Source organism: Agrilactobacillus fermenti, from assembly GCF_047943045.1.
Classification (GTDB): Bacteria; Bacillota; Bacilli; order Lactobacillales; family Lactobacillaceae; genus Agrilactobacillus; species Agrilactobacillus fermenti.
Map to the genome: position 1 here is coordinate 2,033,418 of NZ_CP181347.1, position 25,911 is coordinate 2,059,328.

Annotated in this window: 24 protein-coding genes and 1 tRNA gene; 7 read left to right on the forward strand and 18 right to left on the reverse strand. The window is 40.1% G+C overall.

The window, feature by feature from the left end:
* Positions 1-31 precede the first annotated feature (31 nt).
* Both ACNAN0_RS10235 and ACNAN0_RS10240 read right to left on the reverse strand, forming a co-directional pair.
* Positions 32-104 (reverse strand) — tRNA-Thr (locus ACNAN0_RS10235).
* A 54-nt stretch (positions 105-158) separates the two neighbouring features.
* Positions 159-770, reverse strand: coding sequence for a histidine phosphatase family protein (locus ACNAN0_RS10240; RefSeq protein WP_416353211.1), 612 nt, complete (start codon positions 768-770; stop codon positions 159-161).
* Between the two features lie 131 nt (positions 771-901).
* Here ACNAN0_RS10240 and ACNAN0_RS10245 point away from each other — a divergent pair, with 131 nt between their 5' ends.
* Positions 902-1,561 carry a DtxR family transcriptional regulator gene (locus ACNAN0_RS10245; protein WP_416353212.1) on the forward strand — a complete coding sequence of 220 codons (660 nt, stop codon included), beginning with the start codon at positions 902-904 and terminating at the stop codon, positions 1,559-1,561.
* Between the two features lie 22 nt (positions 1,562-1,583).
* On the opposite strand, the gene ACNAN0_RS10250 is transcribed toward ACNAN0_RS10245, so the two are convergent.
* The 4 genes from ACNAN0_RS10250 to ACNAN0_RS10265 all read right to left on the reverse strand — a co-directional run bounded on the left by ACNAN0_RS10250 (position 1,584) and on the right by ACNAN0_RS10265 (position 5,394).
* Complete coding sequence (locus ACNAN0_RS10250) at positions 1,584-2,237, reverse strand: TetR/AcrR family transcriptional regulator (protein ID WP_416353213.1); 654 nt, start codon at positions 2,235-2,237, stop codon at positions 1,584-1,586.
* A gap of 14 nt (positions 2,238-2,251) precedes the next feature.
* Positions 2,252-3,388 (reverse strand): ABC transporter permease, encoded by a 1,137-nt coding sequence (locus ACNAN0_RS10255; RefSeq protein WP_416353214.1) that lies wholly within the window; start codon positions 3,386-3,388, stop codon positions 2,252-2,254.
* Positions 3,366-4,106, reverse strand: coding sequence for a heme ABC exporter ATP-binding protein CcmA (gene ccmA, locus ACNAN0_RS10260; RefSeq protein WP_230914028.1), 741 nt, complete (start codon positions 4,104-4,106; stop codon positions 3,366-3,368). Before ccmA ends, ACNAN0_RS10255 begins: the two co-directional genes overlap by 23 nt.
* 256 nt (positions 4,107-4,362) lie before the next feature.
* The gene (locus tag ACNAN0_RS10265; RefSeq protein ID WP_416353215.1) at positions 4,363-5,394 is read right to left on the reverse strand and encodes a branched-chain amino acid aminotransferase; all 1,032 of its coding nucleotides are present in this window, start codon (positions 5,392-5,394) and stop codon (positions 4,363-4,365) included.
* Between the two features lie 111 nt (positions 5,395-5,505).
* Here ACNAN0_RS10265 and ACNAN0_RS10270 point away from each other — a divergent pair, with 111 nt between their 5' ends.
* Positions 5,506-8,031 carry an excinuclease ABC subunit UvrA gene (locus ACNAN0_RS10270; protein WP_416353216.1) on the forward strand — a complete coding sequence of 842 codons (2,526 nt, stop codon included), beginning with the start codon at positions 5,506-5,508 and terminating at the stop codon, positions 8,029-8,031.
* A 183-nt stretch (positions 8,032-8,214) separates the two neighbouring features.
* Here the strand turns inward: ACNAN0_RS10270 and ACNAN0_RS10275 are convergent, their stop codons facing one another.
* Positions 8,215-8,571, reverse strand: coding sequence for a hypothetical protein (locus tag ACNAN0_RS10275; protein ID WP_416353217.1), 357 nt, complete (start codon positions 8,569-8,571; stop codon positions 8,215-8,217).
* Positions 8,572-8,786: 215 nt separating this feature from the next.
* Here ACNAN0_RS10275 and ACNAN0_RS10280 point away from each other — a divergent pair, with 215 nt between their 5' ends.
* A complete protein-coding gene (locus ACNAN0_RS10280; RefSeq protein WP_230914032.1) occupies positions 8,787-9,023 on the forward strand; it encodes a DUF2187 domain-containing protein in 237 nt (78 codons plus the stop codon).
* Positions 9,024-9,141: 118 nt separating this feature from the next.
* Here the strand turns inward: ACNAN0_RS10280 and brnQ are convergent, their stop codons facing one another.
* The 4 genes from brnQ to ACNAN0_RS10300 all read right to left on the reverse strand — a co-directional run bounded on the left by brnQ (position 9,142) and on the right by ACNAN0_RS10300 (position 13,440).
* Positions 9,142-10,485, reverse strand: coding sequence for a branched-chain amino acid transport system II carrier protein (gene brnQ / locus ACNAN0_RS10285; protein WP_416353218.1), 1,344 nt, complete (start codon positions 10,483-10,485; stop codon positions 9,142-9,144).
* Between the two features lie 199 nt (positions 10,486-10,684).
* Positions 10,685-11,680: a hypothetical protein gene (locus ACNAN0_RS10290; protein WP_416353219.1), complete on the reverse strand. Its 996-nt coding sequence runs from the start codon at positions 11,678-11,680 to the stop codon at positions 10,685-10,687.
* 26 nt (positions 11,681-11,706) lie between these two features.
* On the reverse strand, positions 11,707-12,342 hold the full coding sequence (locus ACNAN0_RS10295; protein WP_416353220.1) for an LVIS_2131 family protein: 636 nt from the start codon (positions 12,340-12,342) through the stop codon (positions 11,707-11,709).
* A gap of 201 nt (positions 12,343-12,543) precedes the next feature.
* Complete coding sequence (locus ACNAN0_RS10300; RefSeq protein ID WP_230914036.1) at positions 12,544-13,440, reverse strand: LysR family transcriptional regulator; 897 nt, start codon at positions 13,438-13,440, stop codon at positions 12,544-12,546.
* A 124-nt stretch (positions 13,441-13,564) separates the two neighbouring features.
* On the opposite strand from ACNAN0_RS10300, the gene ACNAN0_RS10305 reads away from it, so the two are divergent.
* The 4 genes from ACNAN0_RS10305 to nrdF all read left to right on the forward strand — a co-directional run bounded on the left by ACNAN0_RS10305 (position 13,565) and on the right by nrdF (position 19,035).
* Positions 13,565-14,785: a PLP-dependent aminotransferase family protein gene (locus ACNAN0_RS10305; RefSeq protein WP_416353221.1), complete on the forward strand. Its 1,221-nt coding sequence runs from the start codon at positions 13,565-13,567 to the stop codon at positions 14,783-14,785.
* Between the two features lie 399 nt (positions 14,786-15,184).
* Positions 15,185-15,415, forward strand: coding sequence for a glutaredoxin-like protein NrdH (gene nrdH, locus ACNAN0_RS10310; RefSeq protein ID WP_416353222.1), 231 nt, complete (start codon positions 15,185-15,187; stop codon positions 15,413-15,415).
* Positions 15,416-15,678: 263 nt separating this feature from the next.
* On the forward strand, positions 15,679-17,844 hold the full coding sequence (nrdE, locus tag ACNAN0_RS10315) for a class 1b ribonucleoside-diphosphate reductase subunit alpha (RefSeq protein WP_416353223.1): 2,166 nt from the start codon (positions 15,679-15,681) through the stop codon (positions 17,842-17,844).
* A gap of 213 nt (positions 17,845-18,057) precedes the next feature.
* Positions 18,058-19,035, forward strand: coding sequence for a class 1b ribonucleoside-diphosphate reductase subunit beta (gene nrdF, locus ACNAN0_RS10320; RefSeq protein ID WP_416353224.1), 978 nt, complete (start codon positions 18,058-18,060; stop codon positions 19,033-19,035).
* Positions 19,036-19,107: 72 nt separating this feature from the next.
* On the opposite strand, the gene ACNAN0_RS10325 is transcribed toward nrdF, so the two are convergent.
* From ACNAN0_RS10325 to ACNAN0_RS10355, 7 genes are all read right to left on the reverse strand, one after another.
* Positions 19,108-20,331, reverse strand: a complete 1,224-nt coding sequence (locus ACNAN0_RS10325; RefSeq protein ID WP_416353225.1) for a zinc-ribbon domain-containing protein — start codon at positions 20,329-20,331, stop codon at positions 19,108-19,110.
* A gap of 5 nt (positions 20,332-20,336) precedes the next feature.
* The gene (locus tag ACNAN0_RS10330; protein ID WP_230914042.1) at positions 20,337-21,356 is read right to left on the reverse strand and encodes an alpha/beta hydrolase; all 1,020 of its coding nucleotides are present in this window, start codon (positions 21,354-21,356) and stop codon (positions 20,337-20,339) included.
* A 128-nt stretch (positions 21,357-21,484) separates the two neighbouring features.
* On the reverse strand, positions 21,485-22,231 hold the full coding sequence (locus ACNAN0_RS10335; protein WP_416353226.1) for a zinc-ribbon domain-containing protein: 747 nt from the start codon (positions 22,229-22,231) through the stop codon (positions 21,485-21,487).
* Positions 22,232-22,390: 159 nt separating this feature from the next.
* On the reverse strand, positions 22,391-22,567 hold the full coding sequence (locus tag ACNAN0_RS10340) for a hypothetical protein (RefSeq protein ID WP_230914044.1): 177 nt from the start codon (positions 22,565-22,567) through the stop codon (positions 22,391-22,393).
* A 4-nt stretch (positions 22,568-22,571) separates the two neighbouring features.
* The gene (locus tag ACNAN0_RS10345; RefSeq protein ID WP_416353227.1) at positions 22,572-23,264 is read right to left on the reverse strand and encodes a hypothetical protein; all 693 of its coding nucleotides are present in this window, start codon (positions 23,262-23,264) and stop codon (positions 22,572-22,574) included.
* Positions 23,265-23,364: 100 nt separating this feature from the next.
* Positions 23,365-24,993: a hypothetical protein gene (locus ACNAN0_RS10350; RefSeq protein ID WP_416353228.1), complete on the reverse strand. Its 1,629-nt coding sequence runs from the start codon at positions 24,991-24,993 to the stop codon at positions 23,365-23,367.
* Between the two features lie 267 nt (positions 24,994-25,260).
* Positions 25,261-25,881 carry a recombinase family protein gene (locus ACNAN0_RS10355; protein ID WP_416353229.1) on the reverse strand — a complete coding sequence of 207 codons (621 nt, stop codon included), beginning with the start codon at positions 25,879-25,881 and terminating at the stop codon, positions 25,261-25,263.
* Positions 25,882-25,911: the final 30 nt, after the last annotated feature.

Sequence of the window (25,911 nt, forward strand, 5' to 3'; positions counted from 1 at the left end):
ACTACCAAATGGTTGGTATACAAATTTACTAAGCCACTTGCCGGATTTGAACCGGCGACCCCCACCTTACCATGGTGATGCTCTACCTGCTGAGCTAAAGTGGCAATTCATCAGCAAAAAATAGTATAACGAAAAATGAGTTTGCTGACAAGTCTTTTTTAATAATCTTTGTAGGTCCGACTATAAAAAAGTAATCGAACGTTATTAGGATATTCCGCTTGGATCTTTAGCCGAACCAATCCCAAATTAGCTACTTGGTCTAGTTGTTCGACTTCAGCTAAATGCATCATTTCAGCCGTTAACGCGCGAATCACTGAACCATGACAAATAAATAATATTTTGCCGTTAGGGTAGTCTTTTAAAGTTGCTTCAGTAATAGCCCGCGTGCGTTCCCGCACAGCTTGGAACGTTTCCCCATGAGCAATAGCTGCATAGTCTGGCAATATCAGACCAGTTTCATCAAAACACCCTGGATATTGCTGCTGCAACGCAGTGATGGACTGACCCTCCCAATCACCAAAATTTGTTTCTTGTAAGCGTTCATCCATTGTATATTGATTTTGAGCACCCAATAATATCTGAGCCGTTTCCAAAGTTCGTTTCATCGGACTAACAACAATATAGTCATAGATACGCGCATCAAAAACAGTCGCTAATTGTCGTGCCTGCTGCCGACCAAGGGCATTTAAAGGCGTGTCTGAACCGCCTCCTTGAATTAAAGCGCGTTCATTATATTCAGTCACGCCATGTCGAATGAGCGTTAATTCCATTTGTTTCACCTCGTTCATTATCGTTACATAAGTCTAAGTGTAATGTTTTCTACTTCAAAAATCCATCAAATAAGTTTATAATATCCCTACTTGAACGTTTATCTTTAGCCTAACGTCCGAAAGGAAACAACATGTCACCGAATAAAGAAAATTATCTTAAAACTATTTTTGAACTACAATATGACCATCGTAAAATAAATAACAAAAACATTGCTGATATTATGGGTGTCAGCGCCCCTTCTGTCAGTGAAATGATCACGGCTCTGAGCAAGGATGGCCTAGTGGAACACAGTCCTTACAACGAAATAACTTTAACCGAATCTGGCCGTGAAACTGCCCGAACAATGGTTAAGCGGCACCGCATTTGGGAAGTTTTCTTAGTGGATAAGTTGGGGTATTCCCCTTTAGAGGTTCATCACGCTGCCGATACTTTAGAGCATGCGACGAATGAAGATCTTGTCGATCGCTTAAATCGGTTTTTGGACTATCCTAAACGTTGCCCCCATGGCAGCATCATTCCCGATAATTGCGATGAAGCCAATGAATCAATGGTTACCTTAGCAACTTTAGCTCCTGGACAATCAGGTAAGGTGGATCGCGTCATTGATAATCACGAGTTTTTAACCTATTTTTATGAATTGAAACTCAATTTAGGCGACAAACTGACCTTTGTCCGGCAATTACCACTAGGCGGCCCCATTGAAGTCAAAGTTAACGATGACCGGTTAATTCAAATTGGCACCAGTGCCGCAACCTATATTTTTGTAGACCATATCACAGACCCAGAGTAAACCTTATGCACGACTGCTTTTTTCATGCCTTCTTTTGATGCAGACCAGCATATAAAAATTCAGTCGCTTCTGCCGTGATTTTCTCCACGTCAGGATCAGCGATAGGTAAAATGATTATTGGAAGGACATATCCCAGGACAGTACTGATGATATGACGAAAGATACGCGCATGGGACCAATTGACTAACTCACCCTGGCGTTGTAGTTGATTTAAAGTCGACTTGATCGGTCCCTGTAAAACCTTATCAAATACCTGCCCTAATTCAGCCAACAGGCGGCCATTATCCAAAAGCTGCTGGACTAAAACTTTTAGCTGCTTTTGATTGGTCAAGCCAAAGTTGATCCGATCATAGACAATAAATTGGATAAACGCGTGTAATGAGGTAACTGGTCTTGCTGTAAGCTCAGCAATAAATTCATTCGCAGCTTGCGGAAAAACCTGTGTGATAAAGGGTTGCAAGATGGCATCCAAAATTTGTTGCTTAGTCTTAAATTGTTTATAAACAGTCCCCTCAGAAACCTGCGCCAGCGTTGCAATATCACGCGTCGTGGTCCGTTCAAAGCCTTTCTCAGCAAACAGCGTCAAGCTTGCTTGTAGAACGGCTTTTTGTTTTTCTGACAGATCTGATTGCGCTAAGCTTGCTTGAAATAATTGATCAATATTCTTTAATGTCATACACCACAAACCACCTAAACTTGACGATAACGTCTAAATACTAATAAATTCAGCGCTAAGAATATGCCGGTAAATACCAATAAAATTATAACCTCTGGCATAATATTTACCAAGCCAGCCCCTTTTTGGATAATATCCCGCACCGCTTGCGCACTATAATAGATGGGCATCACTTTAGCCACCGGCTGTAACCAACGCGCCATTTGATCGATTGGAATCAAACCTGAGAAGAAAATCTGGGGGATCACCACAATGGGAATGAATTGGACCATTTGAAATTCAGAAGTGGCAAAGGTGGAAACAAGCAAGCCCAATGCCAGAGCAACGATGGCTGTTAACATATTGACTAATAAGACCGCCCAAATACTACCCAAAATCTGAATTTTGAAAACAAAAATACTGTACACCACGACCAACAACGTTTGAATCAATGCAAATAATCCATAGCCAATCAAATAGCCCATCAGGATCTCTATTTTGCGGATCGGTGTCGCCAATAAACGATAAAGCGTTCCTGATGTTCGTTCTTTTAACATGGCTACGCCTGAAATTAAAAAGACAAAGAAGAAAACCACAAAACCAATCATAATTGGCAGCAAGGTATTGAAATAAGTTGAATCACTGCTCCCGTATAAATAATGCGTTGATAACTGATAACTAGCAGGTACCATGCGTTGCTGAGCTGTTTTATCCCGGGGTGTCCTTGTCCCTAACATTAGTTGCAGTTGTTTTAAAATCACCTGCTGTCTGCTAATTGTTTGACCAGCAGTCTGTAATCGCAGTTTTACCTGAGCTGCTTGCAAACTTTGTCTGATCATCCCAGTCTTAGTCTGAGTTACATTGGCCAACGTTAGGGTTAGTTTATGATTTTTTTGTTCCAATAACCCATCATAATTATGATTACGAATTATTTTTTTCGTACTGTCATTACTAGTGACGCGATGTATTTTGACATGCGTCTGATTCAGCGCTTGAATTAAGCTGCTATCCACATTTTTAACAGCTAGATTTGCTTTTTCAGTTGTGCTGGATTGAAACAAAAAATACATTAACGTCAATATTAATAACGGGGCTAAAAACATCAAGGCCAATGTCCGCTTGTCACGTACCATTTCCAATAATACCCGTCTAATCATTGCTAATATGCGCATCTTGAGCCCTCCCTGCGGCTAAAAAGACAGCTTCCAGATCAGTTACTTGATATTTATGTTCTAAAGCTTGCACTGTGCCTTGCGCAATCATCTTGCCTGCCCGAATCATTAAAATCTGATCAGCTTGGGCAGCATCTGACATCACATGAGTCGTTAATAAAATCGTTTTACCAGCTTGGGCTAATTGGTGTAATGCCCGCCAAATCTGCTGCCGCAATTCTGGATCGATTCCTACGGTAGGTTCATCTAGAATCAGTAGTTGCGGCTGCGCAACCAGTGCAATAGCTAATGATAGCCGCCGCTTCATGCCGCCTGAAAAAACTTTGACTTGTTTGTTCAAATCAGCTGACAAATTAACAACTGCCACCGCTTGTGCGATTTTTTGATTCAATTGCTGTTGCTTTAGACCTTGTAATTTCCCAAAAAATTGCAGATTTTCCCGGGCTGTTAAAGTTTCATATAAAGCGTCGGTTTGCGCCATATACCCAATTTGTCCTAACACCTGACGATTGGGCATTTTCTGATTTAAAACCGTTATCCGCCCCGCTTTTGGTGTTATCATGCCCATGATTGCGCGAACCAATGTGGTTTTGCCGGCACCGCTAGGGCCAATTAATGCTACGATTTTACCTGGCGCAATTTGTAAATTAATATCCTTTAAAATCACTTGTTGACCATAAATTTGTGTCACTGCAGTTGCCGAAATTATAGGTACCATTTACATGACCTCATTTCTCATTAACATTTCTATTTTAGTGAGTGAACACTCACTTATAATATACCACCATTTTAATTTTCGACAACAAAAAAGAGTGTGACAAAAGGTACTGCCTTTTAGAATACGTTTAAAATAAAACTGTACGCAAATAAATAGAGAGCGAAAACAAAACGTTAGTTTTATCTCGCCCTCTTACTTATTGATAATCTAATTTTAACCGCGTACCAAAAGAGCTGGTTTCACGCGATAATCACAACTAATCGACTTTAACGATCCAGCCTTTTGGTGCTTCAACATCACCAAATTGGATGCCAGTCAATTCATCATATAATTTCTTAGTGATTGGTCCAACTTCAGTTTCACTGTAAAAGACATGATAGTTATCGCCATATTTGATGCCGGCAATTGGTGAGATAACAGCGGCAGTCCCACAAGCACCAGCTTCAGAGAATTCGTCCAAGTTATCAATCGAAATTTTAGTTTCTTCAGTTTCTAACCCTAAACGATCTTTAGCCAAATCAAGTAATGAATACTTAGTGATACTTGGTAAAATTGATGGTGATTTTGGTGTTAAGAATTTTTTGCCGTCTTTAGTGATCCCAAAGAAGTTTGCCGAGCCAACTTCCTCGATATATTTATGTTCAATTGGATCTAAGTAGATGGCATCACTATAGCCATGCTTATGAGCCCAGTCACCGGCTAGCAAACTAGCGGCATAGTTCCCACCAACTTTACTTTGACCAGTACCTTTATGGGCGGCACGATCATAATCCAAAACAACAAACTTAGTTGGCACTAAGCCACCCTTAAAGTATGGGCCAACAGGCATTACAAAAATACTAAAAATATATTCATCAGCTGGTTTGACCCCGATATTTGGGCCGACACCAATCAATAATGGTCTTATGTATAATGTGGCACCTGTCCCATATGGTGGGACATAATCTTCATTTGCTTTAACAACTTCTTTAACAGCATTCACAAAATCTTCAACTGGATATTCTGGCATTAAGAGCCGGTCAGCTGAGTTTTGCAGCCGTTTGGCATTACGGTCTGGTCTGAATAATTGAACCGAACCATCTTTTGTCCGGTAAGCCTTCAAACCCTCAAAGGCACCTTGACCATAATGTAAAATTGGTGAGCCTTCATGTAAATGTAGATAAGGATCCTCTGTTAATTCGCCTTTTTCCCATTTACCATTGCGATAATAGGCTAAATAGCGGTAAGGTAATTGCATATAGTTAAATCCTAAGTTGTTCCAATCAATATCAGATGCTTTTACGACCATATTGCATCGCTCCTTCTTAATGATTTCCATTATCATAACGCAAATTATGAATAAATGCTATATTATTTTTAATAATTCTCTAATTTTTCACATTTATCGGAGGTCAAAAACGTGTCAACTGCGCTACCACAAAATATTGAAGTCAAAGATGCCCATATTCATAATTTAAAACATATTGATGTAAAGATTCCGTTACATCGTTTTGTAACTATTTCTGGTTTATCCGGCTCTGGCAAATCTTCACTAGCCCTAGGCACTTTATATGCTGAAGGGTCACGACGCTACTTAGAAGCGTTATCTACCTATACCCGGCGGCGGATTACGCAGGCAGCTAGCTCCCAAGTCCAAGACATTAAATATCTGCCCGCAGCGATCGCGCTACGGCAGCGGCCTTCGGTACCCAACATTCGTTCTACTGTCGGTACCATGACTGAAGGCTTGAACGTCCTGCGCTTGATGTTCTCCCGCTTGGCTTCGCACCAATGTCCGAATGGGCACCAGGTTCCAGCCAATATTGGTGTGGCTCAAGCCATGGCTGTGGCAGGTGCTGAAATGGGCCGTATCACTTGTCCGACCTGTGGCGTCCGCTTCTCAGTTCCTTCAGCCGAAGATTTTGCCTTTAATGCTGCGGGTGCTTGCCCAACTTGCGGCGGCCTAGGTCGCATTCGTCAAATCGATCCCACAACATTGATCAGTGATCCCGACAAAACAATTTTGGATGGTGCCGTTGCTTCCTGGCGCTTACCTGGCCGTAATTTTATGCCTTATGTGGCTGAACAAATCGGCGTTCGGATCAATGTGCCCTATAAAGAACTCACGGCAACAGAAAAAAACATCGTCCTCCACGGGGCCAAGAAACAATACAAAATTTCTATTCCTACAGCAACTGGCCGTGTTTTTAATATGGACCACGCTTTGTACGAAAATGCCTACGATGCGGTAACGGACACGGCTAAGAACACACACAATGAACGAACTTTGAAACGGTTAGATAAATTTTACAATTTTGGTATTTGCCCCGACTGCCACGGCACTCGTTTTGCCCCTAAATTATTGACGAGTTTATTAGCTGGCAAAAATATTGCTCAAGTCAGCCAATTCACCATTGCTCAACTTTTAAACTTTAGCCAAGACTTAACGCACTATTTTCCAGATAACATGCAGCTGCTTGTCAAACGATTACAGACAGAATTGACCCATACCTTACAGCCACTGGTAGATCTGGGACTCGATTATCTTACCTTAGATCGCGCCGGCCAAACTTTATCCACCGGTGAATTACAGCGGATCCAACTGACTAAGACACTACAGAATGAAACGACAGGTATTCTATATGTCCTAGACGAACCATCCGTGGGCTTACATCCAGACAACGTTACCGGTCTGATTCAAATCTTTAAACGTTTAGTTGCTTTAGGTAATTCTTTGATCGTGGTTGAACATGATCCAGCAATCATAGCGGCCAGTGACTACATTATTGAAATTGGCCCTGGTGCTGGCCGTGAAGGCGGACGTGTCATTGATCAAGGTACCCCAAAAGCAATTATGGCCAGCCCAAAATCTTTAATTGGCCCTTATCTAAGTGGGCGAGCAAATATTTTAAGCCATCCCCAAACAAGGGGTGATTTATTTGCACACGGCAAACTTGGCATTCAAATCAAGCATAAGTTTAACCTAGATCATCTAACTGTAGACTTTCCCTTGAATCGTCTATCTGTTGTTTCCGGTTTTTCTGGTGCAGGTAAGACCACGTTGATTCTTAATTCCCTAGTACCGGCAATTCTTGCCCAGACCAAACAGCAGCCTTTACCAACTCATGTGGCTAAATTAACCAATGATTACATTCGCCATGTGCAGATGATCGACTCAACACCCATTGGTAAAACAAATCGCTCAACCGTCGCGACGTACTCGGGTATTTTAGACCACGTACGTCAAATCTTTGCCCAAACAGACCTGGCACAGCAGCGCCAATATACCGCTAGCTATTTTTCTTATAACTTAAAATATGGTGCTTGCCCAACTTGCGGTGGTACGGGCACCATTGATTTAGATATTCAGTATTTGCCTGAAATTCAGCAAATATGCCCTGCTTGCCACGGCAAACGCTACAATCCTGATATTTTAGCCGTTAAATGGCAAGGCTACTCGATAGCTGATATCCTAGCATTGTCTGTCACTGAAGCTTTACCATTTTTTCAACATGAACCAGCTATCTACACGACTCTACAGACATTAGCTGCTATGGGCTTAGGTTACCTGACTTTAGGCGAAAGCACTCCCATTCTCTCCGGTGGCGAGGCGCAGCGCTTAAAACTGGTGACGCAAATGGGCCGCATTCAAAAAGACACACTATATGTTTTTGATGAACCTTCTGTCGGCCTGCACCCTCAAGATATTCAAACCTTGATCAAGGTTTTCGATGCCCTTTTGGCTGATGGTGCCACGATCATCGTCATCGAGCATGACTTGGATATTATTGCCAACGCTGATTACAACCTTGACTTGGGGCCTAAAGGCGGGGCAGCTGGCGGACAAATTCTTTATGCTGGTCCTCGAGCCGATTTTGTTAAAGCGCCTAAAAGTATTACTGCGCGCTACCTTAAACAATTATTGACACACAATAATTCCATTTAGAATATGTCCCAAATCAAACAAAAACCTCAGCTCTTAGATTTAAATCTAGCGACTGGGGTTTTCTGCGTTTAATATCATGCGTATGGCGTATTTTATAAATAGTCAGCTGGCGAATCAACTAACCGTTGCTCATTTTGCACGACACGAATAAAAAGTTATCCTTGAATAAAAGTACCGCTCATGTTAGGATAGGGCCTCTTTGGTATCAATGCCCTTTTCACGATCAGCTAACCATTGCGGCCAAGTTTGTTCAACCTCTTGACCGTCTTCTGAGAATTTTTGTCCAGTTTGTGCGATCAAAGTGACAAACTCTGGCTGCCGATTTTCAACCAAACGGTTCAATAATTCATCGTGCGTAAAGCTGATATTATCAAAGATAAATAAGTTGATGGATGTGATCACATCTTTTTTATCCATTTCAGAGACAACATCTAAATTTTCATCTTTTTGCAGCTGTAAATAAAAATTCGCAAACTTTTTTACAGCTGTCATTTGGGCATCTGGAGTCAAATTGTCTATTTCCACAAATTTTTTTGCCATCTTTACACCTCTTTAATTATTCCAATTATTATGTTAGTCCCGCCATAAAAATATTGCAATGGCTTTAATGCACCCCTTTAATCAATATGGGTTTATATTATATTATTAATAGTTGTATTAATTGATAAAAATCGTAATATGATAAAAGATATTGCATTTACTATAAAAAAATATTATATTAGAGTAATCTTAGGAAAGCGTTTTAGGTGATATACATGAAAAAAGAAGAAATTTCCGTTGGTAATTCTTATCAATGCCAAGTTAAAGAAGATATGGAAGCACCTTTCGTTGGTCATGTGGATAAGGTCTATGAAAACTCAGCTTTACTCACGATCACGGATTATAACTCTCAGGCAGATCAACTAAACGTTGAAGAGTTGAATCATCGAATTGTTGTGAACTTTAAACAATTCATCAAGCCGGAAACTAGTGTCGAAGCAGAAGAAAAATAAAGTGTTGATTCATAAATAGAGGCGAGTGAGACAAAACTAACGTTTTGTTTTCGCTCGCCTCTATTTATTTGTGTCCAATTTTATTTTACCTGTGTGCTAAAAGGCAATCCCCTTTGTCTCACGCTCGTCGTTGTAAATGCCAGCCAAGTAAATACCCTAAAATCAATCCGATCAGTCCCGGAATGACCCAGGAAAGACCCACTTCTGAGAAAGGCAAACTGCCTCGCAGGTGTAACAATTGCTGAACAAATAACGCTTGCGTCCAGGCTTTAGGGGCATTTTGTAAACCATCCAAAATAGCCGGAATGACGACAAAAATAATCGGCAAACGATAAAACCAAGTTTGTTCTACCTTTAATAGTGGCGCTAGAATACCAGCTAAAATTAGCATAATAGCTAATGGATAAATGAAAAATAGTACTGGTAAAGAATAAGCAATCATTTTTGTTAAACCGACATTAGCAAAGATCATCGGCAAGATACTTGCCACTAGTACGACCACGCCGTAAGCCCACTTGGGAAAGAGTTCTGTAAAAGTCTCCCCAAAAGAAGTAATCAAGCCAATAGCTGTTTTCAAACAAGCTAGAATGACAATCGCTGCCAAGAGGGCACTGCCCATTTCTCGAAAATAATAATGGGCCGTCTGGGCTAGAATAACGCCACCATTTGCCGCCGGTTTAAACTGTCCCAAACTCATTGTGCCTAATAAGGTTAATAAGGTATATAAAATTCCCATTAAAATAATACTAAACACACCTGAGGCTAATGTATCTTTGGCAATAACTTTAGGATCTGTAACGCCTAGTTGGCGAATTGCATTGACCACCGTAATTCCAAAAGCCAGGGCAGCTAGGGCATCCATTGTATTGTACCCTTCTGTGAAACCACTGACAAAAGGTTGCACCTGGTAACTTCCCTGGGCTAAATGGTTAAAACCGCCCATTGGTCGAACCAAGGCGACAACTAAGAAAATCACTAAAAAGATCAAGAATAAAGGTGTCAAAAATTTACCCACATAGGTCATGATTTTGGTCGGTTTACGACAAAACCACCAAGTTAACCCAAAAAATAGAATACTAAAAATCAATAGTGCTAAGCTTTGCTGTCCTTTAGCAACAAATGGGGCAATCCCAATTTGATACGAAGTTGTTGCCAATCGTGGTAACGCAAAGAATGGCCCAATAATTAAATACAGCAAAATGGTAAATACATACGCATAGGGTCGACTAACTTTTTGAGCTAAATCAAAGACCCCTTCACTACAACTAATACCAATTGCAGCCACACCCAACAAGGGCAGTCCGATACCCGTCACTAAAAAACCAATGATTGCTGAAATCACATTTTTCCCTGCTTGCTGTCCCATGAATACAGGAAAAATCAAATTTCCCGCACCAAAGAACATGCCAAATAACATAATGCCGATGAATACCCGATTACGAAGCGTTAAATTTTTTGTCATACTGCCTCTCCCTAAAATCAAACGATGTTTTACATGTTTGCATTGTCTTTACCAGATCTGCGTCAGTTAAATTGTGCCGATACAGTAAGAGGTCGGGACAAAACGTGAGTTTTGTTTCCGGCCTCTATCTGTTTGTAAACAATTTTAGTTTAACCGTGTTCCAAAGGGCAACACCCTCACTTAACTATGAATAACTGAATTAGTGCCCATATTCATATAATCCAGAGAGATTGTTACCGTCATAGTAGTAAGCTTCTACTGAACGCCCATAATATGCGGCCGTAATTTTTAAACGTTTAGATTTAGACTCCGCTACCGCCTGCTTTAATTTAGATGATAAGTTAAAGGTTGTCTGCCAGTCTTTTTCGAAATGCTTGTCAGTCTTTAGCTTAGTTGACAGCGTGATCTCATGGCTGACATCACGGCCATCTATGGTAGCTTTAAACCGTGGTTTAGGATTTGAAATATCTTTCAATGTTTCAAAATTAGCTACCAATTGATGCTTAGCTAGCCAAGCACTTGGCACATCAATGTTCGGTGCCTTACTGAGCTTAGAAAAATTATTCTTTTTCATTTTACCAGTCGTCAAGACTTCATTTTGAATTTGATAAGTAACCGTCTGACCAGCATGCTGTGTCAAAGGCTGTAGATCCTTGATCAAGTCACTATCCTTGTCTAAATTGTAGCCCACAATTACATTCAACTTCTTACCATGTTTATTGTGTTTGGCAGGTAAACTGATATTCCCAGTTTGATACTTGACCGGTTTTGCGGTATCAGCTAACAATTTCAATTTAAAATCAGCTGAACGTTCTAGTCGAAAAGGTGCCTCAAAATTAAGCTGAGTCCCCTTTTTGATAGTCGTTGGCAGCTTAGTCCCCGCAACATAATTAAAGGTAACTTGACGCGTATGATTTACAATATAAGCCGTTGCCGGTGTTTTTTTATGTTTGCTATCTTTAAAAGACATATCTGATTGCAAACGTTGCCGACCATAATCGGTTAAATAAATATATTGATACTTGCCAACACGAATTTTGCCGTGTTTGCGAAAATTCTGGTACATATTTGCCACACGTTGCTGTTCAAAATGTCGTTTGACCAATTGTGAGCCTTTATAAGCACCCACAAATAAAATCAACCCAACGACCACGATGCCGGCAATTTTGGCCAGCTGCTTTATCACTCTACTCAAAAAATTGCACCACTCTCATAAAAATTCTAGTCATTATTCTGTGCCTCAGTCTCAATAAAAGTATCTGCCGGTACCCGAATCAAAAAGTAATCCACCGCGGTATGGCCCACATGTAGACCTAAACCGTTCATAAAGTTAGGTTGATAGGTTCCCTTTGCCCGGGCAACAAATGCTTGTTGCATTTGCTCATCGATACGATTCAATTGAACCTTTGGCCAAGGAATACCCGTATTATTTACCGTTAATGGCTTTGATGTTGAGGTGATCGTGGCATAATTAGATGAAACTTCATACCGTGCACCCTTGACCCAATAAGTATAATACTGCGTCGAACGTTTTGTCCCACCATTTTGGACTTTGACAAAGTATCCTTGCGAGCCATTGGTTTGCAAGACTAACGGTTTGTAGCTATAAGTTAATTTAACTTCATCAGTTGCCTTCAAATTGGGCGTTCTGAAAAAGGTCACGTACATCATTCCGATAAATAATATGAAGAAAACAACAATCTCGACAATATCTAAAATCAAATGCTTCGCGGAAAAACGCTGACGTTCTTTAATGATCATTCTCAAATGCCGTTGGCGAATATTTATAATGATAAAAATAAGCCATGCGAGCACGATCAACCAAGCTGCAATTCCAATAAAATTCCAAGCTGACATTTGCTTACTCCTTAATCTTATTACTGAAAATAATTATACATGTTCCACGAGCTATTGAAAATAAACCTAGTTAATTTTGTTCTGAATAGATTAGCCATATGATCAAATAATTTAATTCCGTGTGGCTGAAACAAAACTAACGCTGACGTACTTAAATGGAAAGTCCACCATTTGTTGTGGGTTCTTGTTAGAGCTCAGTTGCTAAACACCCAAATATTTTTCCTGATAGCGGCCACGCAAATAATCTTGGATGGCCTGTAACATATGTTGCGTTGCTGGCGTCTGTGCTTGGATCTTATTCGTCACGAGACATAAAGTCCGCTTGAAAGGCTCCGAGAACGGATAATGGTTGACGTTACCAGTCAATTTGGTCAACGCCAGCTGCGGTAGAATACCCAATCCTAATCCAGACTCAACCATCGAAAGAATCGACTGATCATCAATGGAATAAGAAATGGAATTAGGCGTGACATTATAACGATCCAGGGCTAGTTTTGTATCCCGATCGTAATCGATCTGCTGCAAAATGAAATTTTGCTTGCCAATATCTTGATCCGAAATATATTGCCCATTAACCGGATGAAATTCTTGTGGTGTGATGCAATAAATCGGATCCTCAATCAACGGTTCAACAATCAATTGGTCTGAAACCGGCAATGAGGAAAATCCAATATCAATACTGCCCAGGCGAACTTGTTCCGCAATATCATTGAATGCCCCTTGGTAGAGCTGAATTTCGATTTTGGGATATTGTTTATGGAAGCCTCGAATAATATCTGGCAGCCAATTGATACAAACGCTGCTAAAAGCTCCGATGCGAATCAAACCAGCGTTGAGGCCTTTGATATCATCAGCTTCTTGCTGCAGCCGGCCTTCGGTATTTAAAATCTGCCGTACAATTGGTAAAATACGTCGCCCTTCATCGGTTAATTGAACCCCCGTCCGGTGGCGAATAAAAATTGGAAACCCTAGGTCCTTTTCAAATTGATTAATAGAATGACTGACCGCACTCGGGGTCACATTCAAAACTTTGGCTGCAGCAAAAAAGGTTTGTTTCTCAACAACGGTGGTAAAGACTTCATAACTGAAATTAGCCATATGATCTTCTATCCTAACTAAGATGAATTTTATTCATTTAACTATGAAAAAGTTGAATTTTACTTGTTTTAAGGATCAGTATATCATAATAATCAGTAAATAAAGGTCTTAGGAGTGACTATTCATGGAGAAAAGATTAGCACGTCGCGTTAGCAGAACCGCACAATCAGGTTTGGGGAATGTCTTTGCAGCCAGTAACCCTAATTTGATTTCATTTGCCGCAGGCTTTCCGGCGGAAGATCTTTTTCCAAAAGCAGCTTTAAAAAAAGCTTTTAGTGATATCTTTGACCGCCCAGGCAATGATACCTTGCAGTATCATGACAGCTTAGGCTTGAAATCGCTGCGTGAAAAAATCGCCCGACATCTCAATCAAACTGGAACACCTGCCCATGCTGATCAGCTTATGTTGACTCAAGGTGCCCAACAAGGCATTGATCTAGTAGCTCGCTTAGTATTGGATCCTGGCGATGGATTAGCTGTGGAAGCTCCGACGTACATTGGTGCTTTAGCCAGTTTTGATGCCTATGAACCCACTTATTATGAAATCCCAGTAGCTGCTGATGGCCTAGATACCACACAACTGCAAAAGACGTTACTGCAACATGATATTAAGTTGTTGTATACGATCCCCGACTATCAAAACCCAACTGGCACTGTTATGTCCTTATCCAAGCGGCAAACTTTGATTCAATTAGCGGAACGCTATAATTTCATTATCTTAGAGGACTCACCTTATCGCGATCTTACCTACGATCAACATACCTTGCCTTCACTAAAATCTCTAGACACCAATGGCCGTGTTATTAACTTGGGCAGTTTCTCAAAAATTTTGGCACCTGGTCTACGCTTAGGTTGGCTCACGGCTGAAACTGAACTATTTGATAATTTAGTCGAATTAAAAGCTGGTAGTGACGTGGAAACTTCTAGCGTCATCATGCAAGGGGTCAATACTTATCTAGATCAAAATGATTTAGATGCCCATATTCAAGTGATCCGTGACAGCTATACCCAAAAAATGAACGCCATGCTGACGGCTCTGCAACAAGAGATGCCTAACCAAATTCATTACAATACGCCCACCGGTGGTTTCTTCATTTGGCTGACAGCGCCAACTCAAATCGACATGGGCCAGCTGCTTATCAAACGTATGATGCCTGAAGGCAATGTCTCTTACGTTCCAGCTAAGAATCTGTTCCCATCTAAGCAGCATAATAATGCGGCCCGTTTAAACTTTACCGGTCAATCTATCCCAAATATCTACGAAGGGATTCATCGAATGGCAACCATTCTTAGATCAGAACTAACGCATGTTGAACAACCCATGTATGCGGCTTTTAATAGGTAGGCCCTACATATGTTGCTAATCGTGACCTACCATATCTAGCGTTATCTATTTACGATCAATTAAGGGTTCAGTTAGGCAAAAAAGCTTAACTGAACTTTTTTGATGTTTGACAGACAATTCATTCGTCAATCATCGTGTTATTTTATGACTATCCAGCCTTTAAATTGGTTAATGACGGTTCCCACAACAAAATTATTTTTTTACGGTGAATATATTGACATTCGGAATAATTAGTGCATGACCACACTATTTGGACTGTTTCAAATTTTGGAACACAATATATTGTGCTTGAGTCAAAATTCTGCTATTATAGTCACAGTTAATTAATCGGACACGGGACACACACTTTGAATCAATAAAACAAAAAACTTAGAACCGCGTTCCAAGGAGGCTATCAATATGAATAATGTTGTTATTTATACAAGAAACGGTTGCATGCAGTGCAAAATGACAAAACGCTATTTGAAAGAACACCACATTGGTTACGAAGAACGTAATATTAATGAAGAACCACAATATGTTGATACATTAAAAGAACAAGGCTTCAAGAGTGTGCCAATCGTCATGGCTAAAGAACAAGGTCCAATTATCGGCTTTCGGCCAGACCAATTAAAAGCATTGGTGGGCTAAGCAACTAATTGTAACCTAATCATTAGGCGTACTTGCCACGCCACATACGATGACGACATAATGACTGCTGTCATCGATTTTTTAACTCCAAAGTTCAAGTAACTTTGTTCTGCTTAATGGGCAGCGGTGGGTTTTAGCGCTAACCAAATAATATTTATACGGCCTAAGATCTCGCCAAGGGACGACATGTACCCTTGGTTTTTGCTTTTGAATTTAGTGTACAGCCAAGAAAACAGTGAATTTTAAGAAAGTGGTGACTGAACTTGAGTCTTAAAGAAATTAATATCAGTGATGTATCATATTTCAAGTTGAATAATGAATTGAACCGTCCAGTTGACGGAAAAATCCCGCTAAATCGTGATAAAGAGGCTTTAACAGCCTTTTTCAAGGAAAATGTAGTGCCAAATACAAAAAGATTTGATTCAATTCATGACAAATTAGACTTTTTGGTTAAGAACAGTTACTTGGAGGCTGGCTTTCTCAGTAAATACACCCCAGAATTCATCGATCGCATCCACAATTATTTAGCTGATCAAGAATTCACTTTCAAATCTTTCATGGCTGCATATAAATTTTATAATCAATACGCGCTTAAAACAGACGATGGTGAAGAATACTTAGAATCTTTTGAAGACCGAGTTATGATCAATGCCTTATACTTTGCAGATGGCAATGAAGACCTAGCCATGTCTTTGGCCGATGAAATGATTCATCAGCGTTATCAACCAGCAACGCCTTCATTTTTAAATGCGGGTCGTAAGCGCCGCGGTGAATTTGTTTCTTGTTTCTTGATTCAAATCACGGACGATATGAACAGCATCGGTCGTGGCATTAATAGTGCGCTACAACTTTCACGCATTGGCGGTGGTGTTGGTATTACCTTGTCCAACTTACGTGAAGCTGGTTCGCCTATCAAAGGTATTGATGGCGCTTCTAGCGGTGTTTTACCGGTGATGAAGTTGTTGGAAGATAGCTTTAGCTACAGCAACCAACTCGGTCAGCGTCAAGGTGCTGGTGCCGTTTACTTGAACGTTTTCCATCCAGATATTATTAATTTCCTTTCTGCCAAAAAAGAAAATGCAGATGAAAAAATTCGGGTCAAAACATTATCTTTAGGTGTGATCGTTCCTGATAAATATTACGAATTGGTTCGTAACAACGAAGATATGTACTTATTTAGTCCTTATTCAGTTGAGCGGGAATATGGTGTGCCGTTCTCTTACGTGGACATCACTAAAGAATATGACAACATGGTACAAAATGACCGCATCAAGAAATATAAGATCAAGGCTCGGGATTTAGAAAACGAGATCAGTAAACTACAACAAGAGTCTGGTTATCCTTATATTTTAAATATTGATACCGTCAATCGGGACAATCCTATCGATGGTAAGATCATCATGAGTAACCTTTGCTCTGAGATTCAACAAGTTCAAACACCATCATTATTAAATGATAGTCAAGAATACGTTAAAATGGGTACCGATGTTTCTTGTAACTTAGGTTCCACGAATATCGTCAACTTAATGGCTAGTCCCGATTTTGGTAAGTCTGTTCGGACGATGACCCGTGCTTTGACCTTTGTAACTGATGAATCAGACATCAAAGCCGTGCCAACAATTGCCTACGGTAATAAGTTGAGCCATTCCATTGGTCTAGGTGCAATGGGCTTGCATACTTATTTAGCTAAGAATCATATTGAATATGGTTCTGAAGACTCTTTAGAGTTTATCAGTACTTACTTCATGCTATTGAACTACTGGACTTTGGTCGAAAGTAATCAAATTGCCAAAGAGCGCCATGAAACCTTCCATAATTTTGAAAAATCAAAATATGCCGATGGTTCTTACTTCAAGAAATATACCGAACGATCTTTTGCACCAAAATCAGAACGCGTCCGAGTACTCTTTAAGGATGTTTTCATTCCCGAAGAATCCGATTGGGCTATCTTACAAATGGCTGTGCAGCGCGATGGCTTGTATCACCAAAACCGCTTGGCTGTGGCACCAACAGGATCAATCTCATACATCAACGATACTTCTGCTAGTCTGCATCCAATTACTCGGTTAGTGGAGGAAAGAACTGAAAAGAAAAATGGGAAACTTTACTTCCCAGCACCATTGCTAGATAACGATACGTTACCTTACTACACTTCAGCCTATGACACGGATATGCGGAAAGTCATTGATGTTTATGCCGCAGCACAACAACACATTGACCAAGGTATGAGTTTAACGTTATTCTTACGTTCGACGATTCCTGCCGGTTTATACGAATGGAAGCACGAATCTGAACAAACAACGCGTGACTTGAGTATTTTAAGAAACTATGCTTATTATAAGGGTATTAAATCCATCTATTATGTGCGGACATTTACTGATAACTCACAGGAAATCGGTAGTAATGACTGCGAAAGCTGCATTATTTAAGAGCGTAAAACAAGACCGTTTAGCTTTCGAACATCAACCTAGGATTTTGTGGTGGTTGCCTTTCACCACGCATAAATCCGTAATTGTGGGCGGAAGGTGGTCTTGTGAGCGCGTTTGATAGAGCGTGAACATAACTGTTTTAATTTATGAAATAACCCTTAACTAGTCAGTCATATTGCAACTGACTAGTTTACTTACATAAGGAGCATTACAATGACTGATAGCACATACTATAAAGCAATAAACTGGAACGCAATCGAAGATTTGATCGACAAATCAACCTGGGAAAAATTAACCGAACAATTCTGGTTGGATACCCGGATTCCCTTATCCAATGACTTAGATGATTGGCGCACATTAAATGCTACTGAAAAAAATGTGGTCGGTCACGTTTTTGGCGGTTTGACTTTGTTAGATACCTTACAATCTCAAGATGGTATCGATCAATTACGCAAAGACGTCCGGACACCGCAAGAATTAGCTGTTTTTAATAATATCCAATTCATGGAGTCTGTCCATGCCAAAAGTTATTCTTCCATCTTCAGTACTTTGAATACCAGTGAAGAAATCGATGAAATCTTTGAATGGACGAATACCAACGAATTCTTACAAAAGAAAGCTAAAATCGTCAACAAGATTTATCAAAGCGGCGCCCCATTAGAGAAAAAGATCGCTAGTGTCTTCCTAGAAACTTTCTTATTCTACTCTGGTTTTTATACCCCACTTTATTATTTGGGTAATAATAAACTTGCCAATGTGGCCGAAATCATTAAATTGATCATCCGTGATGAATCTGTTCATGGTACTTACATTGGTTATAAATTCCAACTGGGCTTTAACGAGCTTTCAGAAGCGGAACAAGAGAAAATGCAAGACTGGATGTATAATTTATTGTATGAACTATATGATAATGAAGAGAGCTATACTGAGACCTTGTACGCTGGAACTGACTGGATCGATGATGTTAAGACGTTCTTACGTTATAACGCCAATAAGGCTTTAATGAATCTTGGGCAAAATGCCCTCTTCCCAGATACTGCTGATGATGTGAACCCAATTGTAATGAACGGCTTATCAACAGGAACAGCAAATCATGATTTCTTCTCTCAAGTCGGTAATGGCTACCTACTAGGCCATGTAGAAGCTATGCAAGACGATGATTATAATATTGGCCTACCAAAAGACAAATAAACACTAACATTATTTATGTCATTCAAAAAACTGCGCAACGGAAATTTCGTTGCGCAGTTTTTGTATGGAAACTTAATTTAGAAGCGTCCATTTGCCGGTATCGTCATCATACTTACTTAATAAATGATGCAGCATATCATAGCGATAAGCACCTTCCAAGGTATTATCGGATTTATCATAAGCTCGAATTTCTTTCATATTATCAGCTGGTGTAGAGATTTCCCAATTCGTATCTTCAAAGGAAATGTCATCATCGTAGGTCATGACTAGATCTTCATACCAACGCCGATCATGATTGGTATTGGTATCTTCATCAGAACTAGAATCATCATGTGCCGTGACACCATCTTTATTAGCCCGACTTTCAGTGATCCCGTTACTCGTCATATCGTCACTGGTTTTCTGCTTTGTTGTATTCGCCGTTTGTTGCTTCGGTGCTTTCAAATCCAGTTCAACCAACTGACTATCTTTAAGAGGTACCAATTGTTTATGCGCGACAACTACTTTATTTGCTAGCTTGGCTTTAGCTTGGACTTGATAAGAGCCTAACATCAAAGGCCCGACTTTGTACGTGTGTCCTGTGGTCGGCTTCAACAACTCGGTGTTAAGGGTGACATCAGCTTTATGATTGGTTTTCAAAGTTGGATACAGTGCCTGCACTTGAATTTTATACTTAGGAAAAATTAAAAAGTAGCGGCCCACTTCAGTCAATTTAAAATCATCATCAGCCGAGTGCCCAGAGCCGATCAAATCTGTTTTTAGGCGTGAAATGTATGACTTATCTTGCTTTAGAAAAGTCATAAATGGTTGTACTGTTTGTTTATTCAAATGTAAATTTTCATCTTTACTAGTCAAAGCACGGGTCACATTCTGGCTATTAGAACTATTTAATTGGTTGATCAGCACGGCCACTTGTTTGTCTTTCGCATAAACTGACTTACCCGTAAAATAACCAGCGACGCCAATAAGTAATAAGACACAGACTAATAGCCATGGCCAACGTCGATGCGGTTTATTTGGTTTTGATACGGTGTCCATTGCTTTGTCAGGCGCTGGTCGTTCAAAAGATCCCTTAGGCGCAGTTTTAGGCGCAACATCTGTGGCTGGTTCTGGTTCGGATGCTTGCGGTTGTGCTCCGTCGCCTTGCTTACCAGTCGATCCAGCTTCAACTTTTTTGCTGGCTTCTACTGGTTCACGGCGTGCTTGCTTCAAATCAAAACCACAATTGGGACAAAACTCATCATCGTCTTTAATCTGAGCCCCACAATTAGGACAAAATTTTAAATCTTCAGCCATTATGATTATCCTCCCTGATGTTTAAATTGTTGCAAAGTCCAGCTGTAAGCATTAGGCAAGACTTGCCCCCAATAAGGAAACGTGTGTCCCCCAAAATTATCCAATTCTAGCGTTGTGTCCACACCTGCCGCTTTTGTCTCGTCCGCAAATCGAACCACATTAGCTACTGGCACCGTGGTATCTTGCTTGGAAGAAGCTAACATGATCTTAACGTGTCCGCTTGCTTGCTTTAAAAATTGCGTTGGAAATGCCTGCTGCCATTTTTCTTGAGACCAGTTACCATTCGAGTCACTAAAAACGGGTACACGTCCAGGTGCTTGAAAACCAGCTGGTACCTGATACCAAACCGCTGGTGAAATCCCAAAAGCTAACGAAAACTGATCAGTGTGTTGAAAAGCCAGACTCATGGCACCATAACCGCCCATGGAAATTCCACCGATAGCCCGGTTCTTAGCCCCTGCAGCAATGGCATATTGCCGGTCTAATTGCTGGGGCAGCTCTTGAGTAATTGCTGTGGCCATTTTGGCTTGGTCAGAATCAATGTAAAAGCTATTATCGCCTTGAACAAATACGACAATTGCTGACTGTTGGTCGCGCTGCTCTACTTGATCAAGAATCGACTTGGAATCTACCAACTTATAAAAATTAGTGTAATCACCATCTATTCCGTGTAATAAATAAATTACTGGATACCGTTGTGTCGGATCATAATGGCTCGGCGTATATACGGCGTAGGGCCAGTTCCGCTGCAAAGTTGGTGACCACATGCTCAATGCTTCGATCATGCTGGCTTGACGTGCTGGTGTTGTCCCTTTTGGCTTTAACGTCTGTTGTGGTTTTGCATTCGTTGAAGCCGACTTTTTAGAATTAGCCGTAGTTTTTGGCTTTGAACGTTGCTGCGCCTGTCTTGATGCTTTACTTGACGCTACTTTCGGTGATGATTGATTCTGAGAGTGCGCTGAGCCACAACCCGTTAGTCCCGTCAATATGCCCGCGCACAGCATGAACAATAGAATTTCTTTCATAATCACATGATTACGCCCCAATGTCGTTTTTTTATCTGAAATAACTGCATCTATGTTTTAAGTCTATTTCTTAAAATCATAAAAATCAATCTATTTGATAATAGTTACTACAAGTATATTTGGGGTCACTATTCATGAACAAGATAGCCTTGAACGTGTTTATGATCATCATGATCACGAAATGATACTCTGTAACCTTTATAAGTTTTATTCTTTTCAAATTTTGCCGTCTCATAATCCACCTTAGCTTTGTGATCTATCTTAATATTGTCAAAGTTATCGCCGCCGTCAAATATGATTGTCTGATCTTTAACTTGCCATTGTCGTTGATTCTCAAAATTAGGTGCTTGCTCAACACCCGCATAGTAATCTTCAGCCACGCTGCCGTTCTTTTGAAATTTAAGTGCGATGGCCTGTGCAAACAGTGGCCCATCTGGATACGATGGATCATCATTATCTTCAACCAGATACCAAACATCATGTGAAACCAACTGTACTTTTAAACTGTTGTGATGATGCACAAAGCCAAAAACAAGTAATAAAAGCACCACAAATCCGATGCCTAAAACTTTTTGTTGTTGCTTTTTGGGTAACTTTTTAAATTTCTGATTAGATGTTTTAGCCGTTTGCTTAGCTTTTTGATAGGTTTCTGACTTGGCAATATTCTCTTTGGCTTTCTGGTAAGTCTCAGAGTTGGTAATGTTTGCTTTGGCCTTATTAATATTCTCAGTTACCGTATCTTTAACTGAACTGGCTGATGTTGGATTGCTTTTTACCTGATATATTTGCAAATTAGTCCCACATTTAGGGCAAAATTTCACACCAGATCGTAGTGGTGCCCCACAGTTGGGACAAAACTTGAAATTTTCCGCCATTTGATGACCTCCATTTAAAATTTAAATAAGCAATATTAATGTTGATTAATTGTCTGTCCTAGCAAAAAAAGAGTGGTAGGCCACTCTTTTAAATTCATAAAAACTAATTGCTTTGATAATATTCGATTAAATGACAGTCTTTCCATGATGACACGGATACTATCGATTCATATTTTCATGATGCGCGGCTTTGCTTGAAAATACTGGTGCTAATGTATGGTAGGTCCATTTGCCAATACCGAAAGCCAGATGCCAAGCCAACTTGATCGTACCAATAATTAAAGTGAGCCAAATAAACGTCACTAAGGCAACAAGCCAATTACTATCATTACTCATTCTTTTACCTCCAAAAACTGTTATACATAGCGGCAGCTGAATTAACCTCTGCATTCTGGGCAGCGATTCGAGCTGCTTCTGCATCTAATGCCGCCTGCTGGGTGGTGTCGATAATTTGCTGCTGCATTTGTTCCATACGCCAATTGTGTAATTCTTGTTCATAAATATTGATGGCTTCTTTCAAGGTATCCGCCCGACCATCATCAAGATACGTAAATAACCAGCTCACATCAGCTGAATGACGATATTTGGTCGGCACAAAGTCAACAGCGCGCTGATAACCTGCGTTTGCAATCAGCCCATCATGTTTTTGTTGTAACGTCTGAATCTTTTCTAGACCTTGCTTTACGGCTACATCGTTATTCTGGTAGCGTGGCAAAGTCTTATGAACATCAAAGCGTGAATCTGTAATTTTGACCCCAATTGCCCCAGCGATCACGCCGACAATGACTGCCGCAAAGAAATTTGAAAAGAAAATATATACAATAACAGCTACCACTGCTAGACCAATCAAAAAGGCGCGCAACCTTTCTTTTTGCAGGACATGTTCATACACCGCTTGTTGAGTATGTTCAATATCCCGTTCGATTTTTTCTACCGGCGCCAGCGAAGCATAGGCCAAACTTAAGGCAGACTTTAAACTATCTCGTGGCGATAATTCGCGCTTTACTTTCGTTACTTGTACATCATCACTCATAATTGACTCTCCCTAATAAAAAAGCTCCCCCAGCAAAACAAGATTATTCTGCTGATAGAGAAGCTTCAATCATGCTTTACTCAATTGTTGATTCTAAACTCTAGCCAGGATAATAAGCCCCATCTGCTGCGTGAGCCCATTGTTGGTCTGAACCAAGTTTTAAGGATTGAGCTCCATTAATGAAGCGTTCGGCGAAGACTTTATATGCCAAACTTTGACTGATTGTTCCAGTTGGATTCCCAGTAGTATCAAACAATTGTGTGCCTTGTTTCAGTACTAACACACCAGTCTTTGGTGCTTCAAAGTTTAATGCACCCGCTTTGACCCATTGATTTTCGCCTAATTTATAAGCAATTGGTTGACCATTGGCGTTTTTGGCAACAGCCAAAGTCTTCCAATCAGTGATTCCGGTGGCTAAATTGTGGCCAGTGTAATCTTGGGTTTGTGGATCAGAGTAAATCTTGGCAGCCTTGCCTTCAGAAAAGATGATGGTATTGTCTGGATAATTTTCAACATAATAATTCTTTTTAGGTGTTGTTGTATCCGTTGAATCATCATTATCTGTGGTCGTTGTCGTGGTATCTGGTTTGTTTTGATTGTCCGTTGGTTGTGATGGTGTAATCCAAATTGGGTTGGTATTGGAACTACCATGATTGTTAGTATTGTTCCCTTGGTTGTTATTTGATGTTGATTTAGTGGCTAATTTGACATCTTGACCCTGACCTAATCCAAAAAATACAATTCGATTATTGAATTTAACGGCATAATATGACAATGATTGTCCTACATAAGTCATAACGTACTCTGATACCGGCCCGAGTTGTTTGCTATTGATAGCCTTTATAAGGTCTGAAGAAGCATATCCGCCATTTGTAATATTTTTCCCACTCAGTTCAAAGTATTCAACGGGTACGTACGAACTACTCGTTAAATTGCCGTTAATAGGTACTAACACCTGATCTGCTGGTAAATTTTTCACAAATTTAACTTGAGGCTGCGTCGTATCTGGATTAGTTGTAATCTGATTAAAATCACTCGCATATCCACTCTGAGCATCTTGTGTTTTTACTGCACTTGAATCAATAAAATAATTATGTCCATCTATCTTGAATACCAAATAAGAACTATATTTGCCAGCGCTATCTTTATACATGGCAATTGGTGCTTGTGGTGTATTAAATTTTGAACTTAGATTTAAGCTATCTAACCCAACAATAGGATTAACAAGATTATCAATGTACACCGGAGATCCTTGAATATTATCATTAACATAAGATTTAGTTAGACTAGGATCAGTAGTAGACTTCTCATACGTGGTCATTTGAGTGTCCTTAAGATTTTTCACATAATACGTCTGATTATCCTGACTATGATCGAGTATCATATAATATTTATTTGACCCCTGAGTTTCACTTTCTGCTACCTGAGTAGAATAATAACCCTCCGTATTCGCCGGTAATGTATATTCATCTGCTACTTTCTTTTGACTATCTACAAAGTCATTGCCATTTTTTGTGTACAAATTATCAGAATATACATATCTAGAGTCTCCACCTGCTGGAGCAAGAATTGCCGTTGTAATTTTAGGCGGCAAAGTTGTGTCTGAATCCGCCGTAGCTGCTTTAGCTACCCCAATTTGTCCTTGACCACTAACCGCTGGTACTGCTACCGGCGCAACCGCTAACAAAGCCGCTGCTGCGATCCCCAAATATTTAACTGTTTTCTTCATCAAAAAACCTCCTATAAAACTAGTTTTTAGATTTGAACAATTCACACAGTTAACCCAAAGGCGTAAATAACGAACGTTTTTAACGCTCGCGAATTTACAATTCAGGGCATAAAAAAAGACCCATTGAGACTATGAAAACATAGCGCCAATGGGCATCAAAACTCAGAGATTACAAAGTGCAAAAAACGTTCGTTAATTGCACAAATTGTTTAAATCCTTATTACGAAACACATAATATCATTATTTAGGGAATAATAAAAGATTTTTTTATGCATGTCGTTGTAATCCTGCTGCTTTCGCAATATTATATACACTCTTAGTACTGATGCCACATTCGCGGGCAATGTCCTTTAATCGAAGATTTGGATATTGGTATAGTTCCAAAACACGAGTTTTAACCGTCGCATCAATTTTCGGCCGACCTAGCAGTTTACCATCCGCTTTGGCCTGTGCCAAGCCTTCTCTGGTACGCATTCTTAGATTATTTACTTCAAATTCACTAAAAATGGCAATCATTTGAAATAGTAGCATCCCCGTTGGCGTTGAAGTGTCAATCTCCTCTTTCAACGATTTCAAGCGAATGTTATATTTGAGCAACGTTTCGTAAGTCAAAAGCAATGTACTTGTTTTGCGTGCTAATCGGTCTAGCTTATAAACTACAAATATAACTTCACGACCGGCACAACTTAAAGTCTCTGCTCGTCGAAGCGCACGCTTAAATTCAATGCGATCATCATTTCTGCCCGAGGATTTATCTTCAAAAATTTCATCTACACCTAGCGTCTCTAACGCGTGACGTTGTATCTCTAAGCCAAGTTTTTGCCGATCATCAGTGCTACTAACGCGAATGTAACCAATTTTATAAACTACTTGTTTACTTTGTGTCATAAAGTGATCCCTCCGAAAAAATGTATAAAC